This window comes from Amycolatopsis sp. QT-25 (assembly GCF_029369745.1).
In the GTDB taxonomy this organism is placed as follows: domain Bacteria; phylum Actinomycetota; class Actinomycetes; order Mycobacteriales; family Pseudonocardiaceae; genus Amycolatopsis.
The window spans coordinates 5,562,364-5,576,349 of sequence record NZ_CP120210.1; the positions used below are offsets into that span (position 1 = coordinate 5,562,364).

General features: G+C 69.8%; 11 protein-coding genes and 1 riboswitch. Of the genes, 3 read left to right on the forward strand and 8 right to left on the reverse strand.

Features of this window, described 5'->3' with window-relative positions; translation table 11 throughout:
• Positions 1-28: 28 nt before the first annotated feature.
• Both P3102_RS25735 and P3102_RS25740 read left to right on the forward strand, forming a co-directional pair.
• Positions 29-763, forward strand: coding sequence for a beta-phosphoglucomutase family hydrolase (locus P3102_RS25735; RefSeq protein ID WP_276362447.1), 735 nt, complete (start codon positions 29-31; stop codon positions 761-763).
• Positions 760-3,120, forward strand: coding sequence for a glycosyl hydrolase family 65 protein (locus P3102_RS25740; protein ID WP_276362448.1), 2,361 nt, complete (start codon positions 760-762; stop codon positions 3,118-3,120). The genes P3102_RS25735 and P3102_RS25740 overlap by 4 nt, the downstream gene beginning before the upstream one ends.
• A 94-nt stretch (positions 3,121-3,214) precedes the next feature.
• Here the strand turns inward: P3102_RS25740 and P3102_RS25745 are convergent, their stop codons facing one another.
• The 4 genes from P3102_RS25745 to P3102_RS25760 all read right to left on the reverse strand — a co-directional run bounded on the left by P3102_RS25745 (position 3,215) and on the right by P3102_RS25760 (position 9,032).
• Complete coding sequence (locus tag P3102_RS25745; RefSeq protein WP_276362450.1) at positions 3,215-3,394, reverse strand: hypothetical protein; 180 nt, start codon at positions 3,392-3,394, stop codon at positions 3,215-3,217.
• Between the two features lie 39 nt (positions 3,395-3,433).
• Positions 3,434-4,381 carry an exopolyphosphatase gene (locus tag P3102_RS25750; protein WP_276362451.1) on the reverse strand — a complete coding sequence of 316 codons (948 nt, stop codon included), beginning with the start codon at positions 4,379-4,381 and terminating at the stop codon, positions 3,434-3,436.
• Between the two features lie 219 nt (positions 4,382-4,600).
• Positions 4,601-5,641 (reverse strand): LLM class F420-dependent oxidoreductase, encoded by a 1,041-nt coding sequence (locus P3102_RS25755; RefSeq protein WP_276362453.1) that lies wholly within the window; start codon positions 5,639-5,641, stop codon positions 4,601-4,603.
• Positions 5,642-5,720: 79 nt separating this feature from the next.
• Positions 5,721-9,032, reverse strand: coding sequence for a DUF885 domain-containing protein (locus tag P3102_RS25760; protein WP_276362455.1), 3,312 nt, complete (start codon positions 9,030-9,032; stop codon positions 5,721-5,723).
• A 134-nt stretch (positions 9,033-9,166) separates the two neighbouring features.
• Between P3102_RS25760 and P3102_RS25765 the strand changes: the two genes are divergently transcribed.
• Entirely contained in the window at positions 9,167-10,174 is a 1,008-nt protein-coding gene (locus tag P3102_RS25765; protein ID WP_276362456.1) for an AsnC family protein, read from the forward strand.
• Positions 10,175-10,249: 75 nt separating this feature from the next.
• Here P3102_RS25765 and P3102_RS25770 read toward each other — a convergent pair whose 3' ends face one another.
• Genes P3102_RS25770 through P3102_RS25785 form a run of 4 tightly spaced genes read right to left on the reverse strand, consistent with a single transcriptional unit; the run spans position 10,250 to position 13,786 of the window.
• Positions 10,250-11,176: an RluA family pseudouridine synthase gene (locus P3102_RS25770; protein WP_276362458.1), complete on the reverse strand. Its 927-nt coding sequence runs from the start codon at positions 11,174-11,176 to the stop codon at positions 10,250-10,252.
• Entirely contained in the window at positions 11,173-11,736 is a 564-nt protein-coding gene (gene lspA, locus P3102_RS25775; protein WP_276362460.1) for a signal peptidase II, read from the reverse strand. Before lspA ends, P3102_RS25770 begins: the two co-directional genes overlap by 4 nt.
• Positions 11,737-11,760: 24 nt before the next feature.
• On the reverse strand, positions 11,761-12,402 hold the full coding sequence (locus P3102_RS25780; RefSeq protein WP_276362462.1) for a hypothetical protein: 642 nt from the start codon (positions 12,400-12,402) through the stop codon (positions 11,761-11,763).
• A gap of 19 nt (positions 12,403-12,421) precedes the next feature.
• The gene (locus P3102_RS25785) at positions 12,422-13,786 is read right to left on the reverse strand and encodes an aminotransferase class V-fold PLP-dependent enzyme (RefSeq protein ID WP_276362463.1); all 1,365 of its coding nucleotides are present in this window, start codon (positions 13,784-13,786) and stop codon (positions 12,422-12,424) included.
• 32 nt (positions 13,787-13,818) lie between these two features.
• Positions 13,819-13,933, reverse strand: a riboswitch (SAM riboswitch).
• Positions 13,934-13,986 lie beyond the last annotated feature (53 nt).

Genomic DNA, 13,986 nt, shown 5'->3' on the forward strand with positions numbered 1-13,986 from the left:
CCGGCGAGCGCGGGTAGCGTTCGGAGGCATGATCGGTCTGCCCGACTCCATCACGGCCTGCCTCTTCGACCTCGACGGCGTGCTGACCGGCACCGCGGCCCAGCACCGCGCAGCGTGGAAACGCACGTTCGACGAATTCCTGCGCGCCCGCGACGGTGCCGCGTTCTCTCCGTTCACCGACATCGACTACGCGACCTACGTCGACGGAAGGCCGCGGGCCGACGGCGTCCGCACCTTCCTCACCTCGCGCGGGATCGAGCTGCCCGAGGGGAACCCACAAGACGACATCGGCGCCGCCACCGTCAACGGCGTCGCGAACCGCAAGAACGAGCTGGTCCTGAAAATCATCGGCGAAGAGGGCGTCACTCCGTATCCGGGCTCCGTCCGGTATCTGGAGGCGGCGAAGGCGGCCGGACTGCGCATCGGCGTCGTCACCTCGTCGGCCAACGGTGCGAAGGTGCTCGACGCCGCCGACCTGACGAAGTTCGTCGAAGCGCGGATCGACGGGATCGTGATCACCGAAAGGAACCTGCGTGGCAAACCCGCCCCCGATTCGTTCCTCGCCGGCGCCGAAGCGTTCGGTGTCGCCCCGGAGGACGCGGCCGTCTTCGAGGACGCCCTCGCCGGGGTGCAGGCGGGCAAGGCAGGCGGTTTCGGTTACGTGGTCGGGGTGAACCGCGCCCAGCAGGCGGGCGAACTGCTCGCGCACGGTGCCGACGTCGTGGTGGACGACCTCGCCGAACTCCTGGAGGGCCGCAAGTGACCGAATCGCTTTCCCACGGCTACGAGGTCTCGCCCTGGGAGCTGCGCTGGCACGGGATGGACGTCGACGCGTTGCAGCGCACCGAATCGGCGTTCGCGGTGTCCAACGGGCACATCGGCCTGCGCGGGACACTGGAGGAAGCGGAACCACGCGGCCTGCCGGGCACCTATCTGAACGGTTTCTACGAGCAGCACGACCTTCCCTACGCGGAAACCGGCTACGGCTACCCCGAAGAAGGGCAGACCGTCGTCAACGTGACCGACGGCAAGATCATCCGGTTGCTGGTCGAGGACGAACCGCTCGACATGCGTTACGGCCAGGCGACCGAGCACGAACGCGTGCTCGACTTCCGGAAGGGCACCGTCGCGCGCGACACCGTCTGGGCGTCGCCGACCGGCCGCCGGGTGCGGGTGAAGACCGAACGCCTGGTCTCCTTCACCCAGCGTGCCGTCGCCGCGATCCGGTACGAGGTCGAACCGCTCGACGACGAGCTCCAGCTGGTGGCGCAGTCGGATCTGCTGGCGAACGAACCGATCGAGTCCGACACGCGAGATCCGCGGGTCGCGGCCGCGCTGGAGTCGCCGCTGATCGGCGAGTACCACCACGCGGAGGGCTATCACGCGGTACTGGTGCACCAGACCCGGAAATCCGGGTTGCGGATGGCCGCCGCGATGGATCACAAGATCGACGTCTCCGACGGGGTACGCACGCATATCGAGGTCGAAGAGGATCTGGCGCGGCTCACCATCGCGGTCGACGTGCCCAAGGGCGGACGGCTGCGGATCACGAAGTTCCTCGCCTACGGCTGGTCCGCACAGCGTTCGGTGCCCGCGGTACGCGCCCAGGTCGAGGCCGCGCTGGCCGGGGCCCGGCAGACCGGCTGGAAGGGGCTGCTCGCCGAACAGAAGGCGTTCCTCGACGACTTCTGGGAAACCTCGGACATCGAGATCGACGGCGACCCGGAACTCCAGCAGGCCGTCCGGTTCGCGCTCTTCCATCTCCTGCAGGCCGGCGCCCGCGGCGAGACGAGGGCCCTGGCAGGCAAGGGATTGACCGGCCCCGGCTACGACGGGCACGCCTTTTGGGACACCGAAACCTTCGTCCTGCCCGTCCTCACCTACAGCATCCCGGACGCCGCCCGCGACGCGTTGCGCTGGCGTCACTCCACTTTGGACAAGGCCAGGGAACGGGCCGCGCAGCTGGGTTTGCGCGGCGCGGCGTTCCCTTGGCGGTCCATCAACGGCGCCGAGTGTTCGGCGTACTGGCCGGCGGGCACCGCGGCGTTCCACGTCAGCGCGGACATCTCGGACGCCGTCGTGCGGTATCTCAACGCCACCGGCGACGACGAGTTCATGCGGACCTGCGGCGCGGAACTGCTCTTGGAGACCGCGCGGTTGTGGTTGTCACTGGGGCACTTCGACCGGCAGGGCCGGTTCCGGATCGACGGTGTCACCGGCCCGGACGAGTATTCGGCGGTGGCGGACAACAACGTCTACACGAACCTGATGGCGCGCCGGAACCTGTGCTACGCCGCCGACATCGTCGGCCGGCACGACGACGTCGCCCGGCGGTTCGACGTCAGCGAGGAAGAGGTCGCGTCATGGCGCGAGGCGGCCGACGCGATGCTGGTGCCCTACGACGAGGACCTCGGCGTCCATCCCCAGTCCGAAGGGTTCCTGGAGCACGACGAGTGGGATTTCGAAGCCACGAACCAGGACTTCTATCCACTGTTGCTGCACTTCCCGTATTTCGACCTGTACCGCAAGCAGGTCGTCAAACAGGCTGACCTGGTGCTCGCGCTGCACCTGTGCGGGGATTCCTTCACCCCGGAGGAGAAGGCGCGCGACTTCGCCTACTACGAGGCCCGGACGGTGCGGGATTCCTCGCTGTCCGCGGGGACACAGGCCGTGGTGGCCGCCGAGGTCGGGCACCTGGAACTGGCTTACGACTACCTCGCCGAGGCGGCGCTCACCGACCTGCACGACGTGCACAACAACGTCCGCAACGGGCTGCACCTGGCCTCCCTGGCCGGTGCGTGGCAGGGCACCGTCGCCGGGTTCGGCGGACTGCGCGACTACGGCGGACGGCTGACCTTCGCGCCGCGGCTTCCGCCGCAGCTCCGGCGGATCGCGTTCCGGTTGACCTTCCGCGGTACCCGGTTCCAGGTCGAGATCGACGGCGAGGGCGCGACGTACCACGTGATCACCGGGGAGCCGCTGGAACTGGCGCACCACGGCGAGACGTTCACGGTGACCACCGAGCCGGTGCGGCTGCCGATCCCGGTGGTCGATCCCGGTCCGGCGCCGGTGCAGCCCGCGGGCCGCGCTCCGGCGCGGAGGCGGCCCAAGGCGGGGTGACCGGTCCGCTCAACCCTGCCACGACTGCGATGAAGGGGCCTTTCCTCGCAAAATTTGCGAGGAAAGGCCCCTTCATCGCACGCGCGGCGACGGCTCAATCCGGGGGTTCGACGGGCACCTCTCCGCTGCCCGGCACGCCGTCGACCTCTTTCGTGCCGTGCGGGCCGACGTCACGGTTGGGCGTGCTCGGCACGTCGGTCTTCGGCTGGACCCCGCGGATGCCGTCGAGGTCTTCTTCGTCGTCCTGCCCGAAGTTCTTCTTGCTTTCCTTCATACTTCCGGAGTACCCGCTCGCGGCCGGAAACACCAGCTTTCAGGCGGCTTTCGCCGATTTGCCCTCCAGCGTGTCGAGCATGCCGAGCAACAGTCCGTCCCTGGTGGACCACGGGCAGATGGCGACCTGGCCACCGGAAAGGGTCAGCAGTGCCTCGGCGACGATCGCGCCCGCGAGCGCCTGATGCGAGCGCTGCCGCGAGATGCCCGGCAGTTCCGCGCGGCGTTTCGCGGGGAGTTTCGCCAGCCTCGGAATCCACGCGCGGAGGTCGTCGAGGTGCAGCTCACGGGCACGGGACGGCCGATCACCGGCGAGCCGGGCGAGTTGCCGCAGCACCTTGGAACAGCCGACGGCGCGGTGGTCGCGGATCTGCGGCAGGACATCCTGCATCGCGTCGCGGACCTCGTCGAGCACGTGCTCCCGCATCGCCCGCACGACCTTGGGCGACGGGCACTCGGTGGCGAACCAGTCCCGCGTCAACGAACGCGCGCCGAGCGGCAGCGAATGCGCGAACTCGGCCTCCTCGGCGCTTCCCGCGGCGAGTTCGACGGTTCCGCCGCCGATGTCGAGCACGAGCAGCCCGCCCGCCGAAGCCCCGTACCACCGGCGCGCGCCGACGTACGCCAGCTCGGCCTCACGGCGGCCGGTGAGAAAGCGCAACTCGACTCCGGTCGCCTTCGCGACGTCGCGGACGACCTGTGTCACGTTGGCCGCGTCGCGGATCGAGGAAGTGGCCAACGGGAACACGTCCTTGACGCCGTGCTTGGCGGCCATGGTCATCCCGGCCTCGACGGCGGACGAGACCGTGTCGATGCCGCGCCGGGTCAGATTTCCGCCGTCGTCGAGTTCCCTGTCGAGCCGCAGGCGCGTCTGGTGGCTCAGCACGGGATCGAGCGGCGAACCACCCTTGGCCAGTACCACCAGCCGCGCACTGAACGAACCGACGTCCAGGACCGCGGCGGACGGCCCCCCGATCTGCTTGCGCACGCGAGGCACCTCACCTTCGTCGCGACCGTAGTCCCCGAGGACTCGCTTTCCCCCCTGATAATGGCGGATTATCCCACCGTTCAGGCGTGGTTCACGTTCTCTTTCCACCGGGAGGCCGCGTTTTGACCAAGAAGGGGTGGTACCGGCGCAGGTCAAGTATACCGTATCGATACAGGTGAGAGGTTCGCCTCCCCGCGGGCCAGGCCGGGCTAGGCCGGGCTAGTCGGTGAGTTCGCGCAGCTTCGAAACCTGCGCCACGCGGGCTTCGCGGCCGGGCAGCAACGGGTTGACCACCAGTGTGGTGGCACCGGCTTCCCGGAAGGCGGCCAGCCGCTCCTTGACGTAACCCTCGGGCCCGATCAGCGAGATCGCCTTGATCAGTTCCTTCGGCACCGCCGCGGCGGCTTCCTCCTTCTTGCCGTCCAGATACAGGTCCTGGATGAGCTTCGCCTCGGCCTCGTAGCCGTACCGCTGAGCGAGACTGTTGTAGAAGTTCTTGCCGCGCGCGCCCATCCCGCCGATGTAGAGCGCCAGCATGCCGCGCAGATGGTCCAGCATCCCGTCGACGTCGTCACCGATCGCCAGCGCGGTGCCGACGAAGGTGTCCAGCTCCCCCAGCGACGGGTCTCGTTTCGCCTTGCCCTCGGCAAGGGACGTCCCCCAGACGTCGGCGGCTTTCTCGGGATGGAAGAAGATCGGCTCCCAGCCCTCGGCGAGCTCGGCCGTGAGAGCGACGTTCTTCGGGCCGATCGAGGCCAGCAGGATCGGGATCCGTTCCCGCACCGGGTGGTTGATCAGCTTGAGCGGTTTGCCCAGGCCCGTGCCCTGTTCGGGGGGCAGCGGGATCGAGTAGTGCGTGCCGGAGTGCACCACCTTCTCCCGCCGCCACACCTGACGGCAGATGTCGATGATCTCGCGCGTGCGACCGAGCGGCGCGTCGTACTTCACGCCGTGGAAACCCTCGATGACCTGCGGGCCGGACGCGCCGATGCCGAGGGTGAACCGGCCGTCGGAGACGAAGTCCAGCCCGGCGGCGGTCATCGCGGTCAGCGTCGGCGTCCGGGTGTAGATCTGGAAGATGCCGGACGCGATCTGGACCCGCTCGGTCTTCGCCGCGACGTAACCGAGCTGGCTGACCGCGTCGAACGAATAGGCCTCGGGGACGAAGACGATGTCCAGTCCGGCCTTCTCCAGCTCGACGATGTCCGCCACGCTGTCGGCGAAACCACCGGCGTAGCTGATCCCGGTCCCGATCCTCATCCGCATCTCCTCACAAGTTACTGAGCGTTCGCTCAGCGACAGTATGCGCCGGGACGACGCGGTCCGGCTATGTGCCGGCTCACTGCCCGGCCACCCATTCCCGCACGACGTCGTCCAGCACCCGCAGCGGCAGGATGCCGTTGCCCAGCACGACCTCGTGGAAGCCCTTGATGTCGAACCGGTCGCCCAGCGCGGCCTCGGCCTCCGCACGGATCCGCTCGATCTCCAGCCGTCCCACCATGTACGACAGCGCCTGTCCGGGAACGGCGGCGTAGCGGTCGATCTCGGCCTCGATCTCCACCCTGGCCATGGGCGTGTTCTCGGCGAGGAAGTCGACGGCCTGCTGACGGCTCCAGCCGAGCGCGTGCATCCCGGTGTCGACGACCAGCCGCCCGGCGCGCATCGAATCCTGGGTGAGCATGCCGAACCTGGTCAGGTCGCTGGAGTACAGACCCATCTCGTCGGCGAGGCGCTCCGAGTAGAGCCCCCAGCCTTCGACGTAGGCGTTGACGTCGGCGTGACCGCGCAACATCGGCAGGCCCTTGAGCTCGTGCGCGATGCAGATCTGGAAGTGGTGCCCCGGAACGGCTTCGTGGAAGGCGATCGCTTCGCTCGTGTGCTTCGGGCGCTGCTCGGCCTCGTAGGTGTTCGCGTAGTAGGTGCCCGGCCGCGAGCCGTCGAGCGCCGCCTCGATGTAGTACGCCAGCGTGCCGCCGGGCGCCTCCGCGGGCGGGACCGGCTCGACCTGGCATCGCTGCTCGGGGACGGTCGAGAACCACTGCGGGGCAACGGCTTCGGCGCGGGCGATGGCCTCCCGCGCGGCGTCGAGCAGTTCGTCGCCGTCCCGCCAGCGCAGGGCCGGGTCGGTGCGCAGCCGCTCGAAGATCTCGTCGAGATCCTCGGTGCCGAAGATCTTGGCGCCCAGCTCGCGGTACTGATCGGCCAATCGCGCGATCATGTCGAGCCCGGTGTCGTGCAGATCCTGCGCGGTGCGTTCGGTGGAAGTGTGCGCTCGGATCAGCGCGGCGTACTTCTCTTGTCCGCCGGGAAGCGCGCACAGCCCCGGCTCCTTTTCGGATTTCGCCACGGGACGCAGCTCGTCGGCGAGGAAGTCGCGATACCGGGCGTAGGCCGGCCGGACGACCTCGGCCAGCAGCCGATCCCGTTCGGCTTCGTAACCCTCCACGGAAACGGACGCGGTGAGCGCCAGCGGGTCACCCGCCTCGTCAGCGAGATAACGCTCCACGTAAGCGATCCCGCCTTCGACGAGGAAATCGGGCGGGACCAGCCCTTCGTCCGCCGCCGCGCGCTGGCGCACGATCAAAGCGTCCAGGTAGGCGCCCATGCCCTCCAGCCGCTTCAGGTAACCGCGGACCTTTTCCTCGTCGTTCAGCGACAGCACCGCGAGTTCGTTGAGCATGAACAACGCGGGCGAGGCCAGCCCGTCGCTCACCGAGAACTCGGCGGCGCGGGCGTCGATCACGTCGATCATCGCCTTGGCCTGCTGGATCACGACCTCCCGGGTGACCGCCTCGGCCGCGGAAAGTCCTTCGGTGACAAGGGCTTCCGCTCGCTCGGCGATGGCGGCCGCCGACGCCCGCTGAGCGGCCGCGGCCGCCGCGCTCGGATCGGGCAGCGCGCCGTGGTCGCCGGGCAGCCCGAGCAGGGAGCGCCACAGCGGAAGTTCCTCGAACTTGAGTTCCATCAGCTCGTCGGCGAGACCGTTCGGGGTGTCGCCGTGCCCGGCGACCCAGTCGCGGACCACGCCGTCGAGCACCGAAAGCGGCAGCGACCCGCCGCAGAGCACGACGTCGTGGAAGGCCTTGATGTCGAATCGGCCGCCCAGCGTCAGCTCGGCCTCCGCGCGGATGCGCTGGATCTCCAGCCGCCCCACCATGTACGACAGCGCCTGGCCGGGGAAGGCGATGTAGCGGTCCACTTCGGACTCGATCTCCACCAGTGCCATCGGCGTGTTCTCGGTGAGGAAGTCGATGGCCTGGCGGCGGCTCCAGCCCAGCGCGTGCAGCCCGGTGTCGACGACCAGGCGTCCGGCCCGCATCGAATCCATGGTCAGCATGCCGAGCTTCGCGACGTCGTCGGAGTACAGGCCCATCTCGTCGGCGAGGCGCTCGGTGTACAGGCCCCAGCCCTCGGCGTACGCGGTGAAGTCGCCGATGCGGCGCAGCAGCGGGAGCTCGCTGAGTCCCTGCGCGAGGCTCAGCTGGAAGTGGTGGCCGGGGATGGCCTCGTGGAACGCCGTCGCCTCGGCCGCGTGCCGGAACCGCTCCTCCGCCTTGTGGGTGTTGGCGAAGTAGATGCCCGGGCGGGAACCGTCGACCGCGGGCCACATGTAGTACGCGGCGGGCGCGCCGGGCGCGGATTCGGCGGGGACCGGCTCGACCGTCCACGGCTGCGGCGGGATCCGGCCGAACCACTTCGGCGCCTCGGCCTCGGCCCTGGTGATGGCCGCGCGGGCGGAGTCCAGCATCTCCTCGGCGCCGGACCAGCGCAGTGCCGGGTCGCTGCGAAGCTTGGTGAAGATCTCGGCGAGGTCGCCGGTGCCGAAGACCCGGGACCCGTACTCGCGGTACTCGTCGGCCAGGTTCGCGATCACGTCCAGCCCGGTCTGATGCAGCTCACGCGGGGGGCGGACGGTCGTCGTGTGCATCTCGGCGAGCAGGGCGTAGATGCGCTCGCCGTCGGGCAGCCAGCAGACGCCGGGCTTGTCCTCGGGACGGCCGTGCGGCGCGATCTCCTTCGCGAGCACCTCGCGGTATTCGGCGATCGCGGGCCGGACGACGTCACGCAGCAGGTCGGCGCGGCGGGTCTCGAATTCTTCGTCGGGCGCGGGCTGGCGCAGCAGCGGATCGGCCGACGGCTCTGCGAGGTGCCGGTCGAGGTACGCGACGGTGGCGTCGACCAGGTAGGCGACCGGTACCAGGCCTCGGGCGACGCCGTCACGATGCCGCTGCGCGGCCTGCCGCAGGTATTCGGGGATCGCGGCGATCCGCCCGAGGTGCGCCTCCGCCTGCGCGCCCGTCCCGACCGACATCATCGGCAGCATGGTGAGCACCTCGGCGGCGGGCGAGATGAACAGGTCGCTGACGGTGAACTCGACGAACCGCGAATCCAGCAGCGCGATCCTCGCCCGCGCCATCGCGATCAGCACGTCACGGGTGATCTTCTCCTCCGCGCCCAGGCTCTCGGTGCCGAGGGCCTCGGCCCGCTCGGCGAGGCCGGCCAGCTTCGCGCGGAAGGCGTCTCCGGCGGCCTCGCTGAGATCGGTGAGCCCGGTCGATTCCGGACGGAAGCCCTGCAAAGCGGGCAAGACCGGCTCGGCGTCGAAGAGGGCTTCGACGAACTCGTCGGCGAGGGCGGAGACTTCGCTCATGTTTCTTCCCCAGTGATCGGTGGAGGCGGTGTCCCCGACCCTAATGGAGACCGCGTCCTACCGAAGCCGGGAATCGCGGCACTCGGACGGCCTCTCCCCGCGGCGCCGGGAGCGAGACGGTAGCGTTCCCGGACGTGGCCGTGACCGATCCCGTGGACATCCGCCTGCTCGCCGCCCTCGCGGACCTGGGCAAGGTGGCCGTACACGAACTCGCGGCCAAGGTCGGGATGGATCCGCGTGAGGTCGCGTACCGGCTGGTCGCCCTCTCCGGCAGCGGCTTGCCGCTGCTCGTCGGCGTGGAGAGCGACCCGAACGGGCTACGGGCCGCCATCGCCGGGGCACCGCCTTCGTGGGCTCAGCAACCCCCACAGCCCTCTCAGCCCCCACAGTCCCTTCAGCCCCCTCCACCACAGCGTCCGCCGGGCCACTCCGGACCGCACAACATCCAGGGCACGCCCTCGGGGCCGTACAACGTCCAGGGCACGCCCTCGGGCGCGTACAACGTGCACGGCACCCCCTCGGGGCGCTACCCCGGTCCGCCGTCGGCCCCGGTGCGCCAGCCGATGGCGCCGCCGCGGCCGCCCGCCCCTCCGCAGCAGCAGTTCGCCCCGCCTCCGCCGGCGCCCGCCGACCCGGTGATGAGCACCTGGGGTGTTCCGCAGACCGCGTCCTGGGCCCGTGGCGACGAACAGCAGGTCACCGCGCAGGCGGCTCCGGAGGGCAAGAAGGGCCGGACCGGTGACGTGCTGGAGACCCAGGGCCTGGAGGGGGAACAACTCACCGTCCAGTTGCTCGAGGTCCAGGACCCGGCGGACTACCTGTTCAGCGCGGCGGGCTACTCGCTGGAAGCGGGCGAACGATCGGTCGTGGTGCACACCGAGATCACCAACCGCGGCGGCATCCCGTTCGTATCGCTTCCGGACAACTACCTCGAACTGCTCACCGCGGACGGCAAGCCGATCGGGAAGGCGCCGGTGTCGCTGACCTCGCGGCCGCCGCACCGGATCGGTGTCCGGCCCGGTGAGACCCTCGGCGGCCACACCGTCTACGTGCTCCCGGACGCCACCCGTGTGGTCGCCGTGCGCTGGTCACCCCGGCCGGAGCCGGACGAGCGCACGCTGACCTGGTCGATCGACGACTGACCTGGGCGACGGCCCTCCCGAGTACATGAAGGAGTCCTTCATGTACTCGAGGGCGCCGCACCGGCCACGACGCGGCTAGTTTTCGTCCTGCAGGATCCGCAGCGCGGTGGCGAGGTCGTCCGGGTACTCCGACTCGAACTCGACCCAGCGCCCGTCCGACGGGTGGGCGAAGCCGAGCGTCTTCGCGTGCAGCCATTGCCGGGAAAGCCCGAGCTTGCGCGCCAGCACCGGGTCGGCGCCGTAGGTCAAGTCGCCGACGCACGGGTGCTTGAGCGCCGAGAAGTGCACGCGGATCTGGTGCGTACGGCCGGTCTCCAGTTTGATCTGCGCCAGCGACGCGGCGCGGAAGGCCTCGACGACCTCGTAGTGCGTCACGCTGGGCCGTCCGCCCTGGACGACGGCGAACTTGTAGTCGTGCCGGGGGTGCCGGTCGATCGGCGCGTCGATGGTGCCGCGCGTCGGATCCGGATGCCCTTGGACGATGGCGTGGTAGCCCTTGTCCACGGTGCGTTCCTTGAACGCCCGCTTCAACACGGTGTACGCGTGCTCGCTCTTCGCCACGACCATCACGCCGGTGGTGCCGGCGTCCAGCCGGTGCACGACACCCTGGCGTTCGGCCGCGCCCGAGGTCGCGATCCGCAGCCCGGCGGCGGCGAGCCCGCCGACGACGGTCGGGCCGGTCCAGCCGGGGCTCGGGTGCACGGCGACGCCGACCGGCTTCGAGATCACCACGATGTCGTCGTCGTCGTGCAGGATCTTCATGCCTTCGACGGGTTCCGCGACGACCTCGATGGGTGAGGCGGGATCGGGCAGCGTCACTTCGAGCAGCCCGCCGGCGGTCAGCCGGTCCGACTTCCCGGCCTGCCTGCCGTCGAGCAGGATCTCACCGGACTCGGCCAGTTCCGCCACGATCGTGCGGGAAAGTCCCAGTAGTTTCGCCAGCCCCGCGTCGACGCGCATGCCGTCGAGCCCGTCGGGAACGGGCAACATCCGCGCGCTCATTCGCTCGCCGCTTTCTTCTTGTCTTTTGTCGATGTTCCGTCGTAGTCCTTGCCCAGCAGGGAAAGGATCACGATGAGCACGCCACCGACACAGATCGCGGAGTCGGCGACGTTGAAGATCGCCCAGCCCTGCCCGTTCGGCGCGAACGCGGAGATCATGTCGACCACGTGTCCCCGCAGCGGGCCCGGCGCGCGGAAGATCCGGTCGGTGAGGTTGCCGAGCGCACCGGCCAGCACCAGGCCGAGGCCGATCGCCCAGCCGACCGAACGCAGCCGCCGGGACAGCCAGACGATGGCGATCACGACGGCCATCGCGACCAGCGCGAGCACCCAGGTCAGCCCGGTCGCCATCGAGAAGGCGGCACCGGGGTTGCGCACCAACTGGAAGTACACCAGCCCGCCGAGGAACTCGACCGGCTGCCTGCCCTCGAGCGTGGACACGGCGATCTGCTTGGTGAGGAGGTCGATCCCCCACAGCACCGCGGCGACGGCGAACACCACGGCGACGCGCTTCTTGGGCAGCGGCGGCGACGGTGGCGCGGTTTCGGGCTCTGTACTCACGCCCCCATTGTCCACTGAGTGTGCTCAGGCCTCCTCGGCGGCCGTCTTCGGCCTGCTCAGCAGGGCCGCGAACGCACCGGCGAGCGCGACCAGCGACGAAAGCACCAACGCGAGCTGTCCTCGCGCGAGCACGACCGCGCAGAGCACGAACGCCGCGGCCACGACGAGCACCAGCACGCTGCGCTCCAGCCAGGCGAGCCCGGCCAGGCCGAGGGTCAGCAGGACCGCGCTCCGCGCGTCGCCGTCCATGTCGAGTTCCCAGTAGCCGACCAGATCCGCGAGCACGATGCCGACCAGTCCGCCGAACGCGATCGCGGCGACCTTCCACCACCGCACGGTCTTCGCCCGGAAGGTGTAGAACACCACCGTGCCGAGATAGACGGCGAGCACGGCGAACAACCAGCCGTCGTTCCGGCCGACGCCGGAGAGCGGCAGGTCCAGCGCGGCCGCGTTTTCACGGCTCATCTCCACACCGCGAAAGGAGGCGAAGACCTCGCCGGACCCGACGCCATACAGATCCTGCGTCAGGAACCGCTGTTCACCGGCGGGCGCGTAGGCGAACCAGCCCCCGGACCATCTTCCACCGAAGGACAAGGCCACCACCGTCAGCTGGGCGAATCCCAGCAACGCCAGCGGAAACCAGTAACGCGGTCGCTCGTTCCCCATGCGGGGTGAGGCTAGTGGGTCAGGCGCAGAACGGGGGCAGTTCCCGCGGATCGTTCTCCGGCACCCAGCGGCCCTCGGGCTTCTCGTACTGCCAGCGGGCGCCGCGGGCGACGATCTGGCGCAGCGCCAGCACGAGCCGGTCCACGTGCTCGGTGGTGCTGCCGAGGCCGAGGCTGACCCGGACGGCCTGCTGCCCGGTCGAACCGGCGGCGGAGATCAGCCGTTTGGTGGCGATGTGCGCGCAGAACGCGCCGTCCCGCACGCCGATGCCGTACTCCGCCGAAAGGACCGCGGCGAGCCAGCCCGGGTCGAAGCCGTCGACGACGAAGCTGAGCGTGCCGACCCGGTCGACCGGCGCGTCGAACAGCCGCAGCTCGGCGAGTCCGGGAACGGCGGCCAGACCGCGACGCAGCCGCGCCAGCAGTTCGTCCTCGTGGGCGACGATCGTGTCCCAGTTCCCGGCCAGCGCCCGGCAGGCGACACCGAGCGCGTAGACGCCGACGGTGTTGGGAGAACCGGCTTCGTGCCGCTCGGGCCCGGAATTCCAGACCACACCAAGGTTTTCGGAGTCACGGTTGACCAGTTTCGTCGCTCCGCCACCGGCGAGGTACGGCTGGGCGGCGCGCAGCCAGTCCGCGCGGCCGATCAGCGCTCCGGCACCGAAAGGCGCGTACAGCTTGTGGCCCGACAGCGCGACGTAGTCGACGTCCAGTTCGCGCACGGAGACCCTGCGATGCGGCGCGAGCTGCGCCGCGTCGAGCGCGATGCGGGCACCGTGCCGGCGCGCGACGGTGGCGATCTTCTTGACCGGCAACAGTTCCCCGGTCACGTTGGACGCGCCGGTGACGACGACCAGCCGCGGGCCCTGCGGGCAGTCCGCGAGCGCTTCGTCCACGGCGGCCACCGCGGCGAGCCGGGTACGAGGGGTCTGGACGCGGCGGACGTTCAGGCCCTTCCACGGCAGCAGCGCGGCGTGGTGCTCGGTGTCGAACACCACGACCGACGTGTGCTTCGGCAAGCTGCGCGCGAGAAGGTTGAAGGAATCGGTGGTGTTGCGGGTGAACACGACGGCGTCGGTCGACCGCGCGGCCACGAAGTCCCGCAGGATTCCGCGCGTGCGCTCGTAAAGCCTGGTGGAGATCTGCGAAGCGAACCCGGCGCCGCGGTGCACGCTGGCGTACCAGGGCAGGAATTCGTCGACCGCGGCACGCACCTCGTCCAGACAGGGAGCGCTCGCCGCGTGATCGAGGTTGGCGTACCCGATGTCGCCGCCGGTCACCAGCGGGACCCGCAGACCGGCGCACGCGACCGTCGGGATTTCGTACGTGGCAACGGTTTCCACGACAGCGGCGGGGGTGTTCGTGCGTTCGAGAGCGAGAGTCATCGTCATCCTCCGGGCCAGGGGACCCGACGAGGATCCCGCGCTTGCCCGCCGCACCACGCGACGGGCCAGGTCCTCACCCGGGGCACCCCACCGCGGAAGGAGGGTTGCCGGTCAGCTAGCCGGGGCTTGACGCTGACACTCGTGACCTAGGGAAGAAGTTAGCGGATGGGCGGGCGATCGAGCCACCCCTCGTCCGCATC

Coding starts and splice junctions, on each gene's coding strand:
- P3102_RS25785 (WP_276362463.1), bottom strand. CDS start 13,786: ATGACTCTCGCTCTCGAACGCACGAACACCCCCGCCGCTGTCGTGGAA.
- P3102_RS25780 (WP_276362462.1), bottom strand. CDS start 12,402: ATGGGGAACGAGCGACCGCGTTACTGGTTTCCGCTGGCGTTGCTGGGA.
- P3102_RS25755 (WP_276362453.1), bottom strand. CDS start 5,641: ATGAGGATCGGGACCGGGATCAGCTACGCCGGTGGTTTCGCCGACAGC.
- P3102_RS25745 (WP_276362450.1), bottom strand. CDS start 3,394: ATGAAGGAAAGCAAGAAGAACTTCGGGCAGGACGACGAAGAAGACCTC.
- P3102_RS25760 (WP_276362455.1), bottom strand. CDS start 9,032: ATGAGCGAAGTCTCCGCCCTCGCCGACGAGTTCGTCGAAGCCCTCTTC.
- P3102_RS25770 (WP_276362458.1), bottom strand. CDS start 11,176: ATGAGCGCGCGGATGTTGCCCGTTCCCGACGGGCTCGACGGCATGCGC.
- P3102_RS25735 (WP_276362447.1), top strand. CDS start 29: ATGATCGGTCTGCCCGACTCCATCACGGCCTGCCTCTTCGACCTCGAC.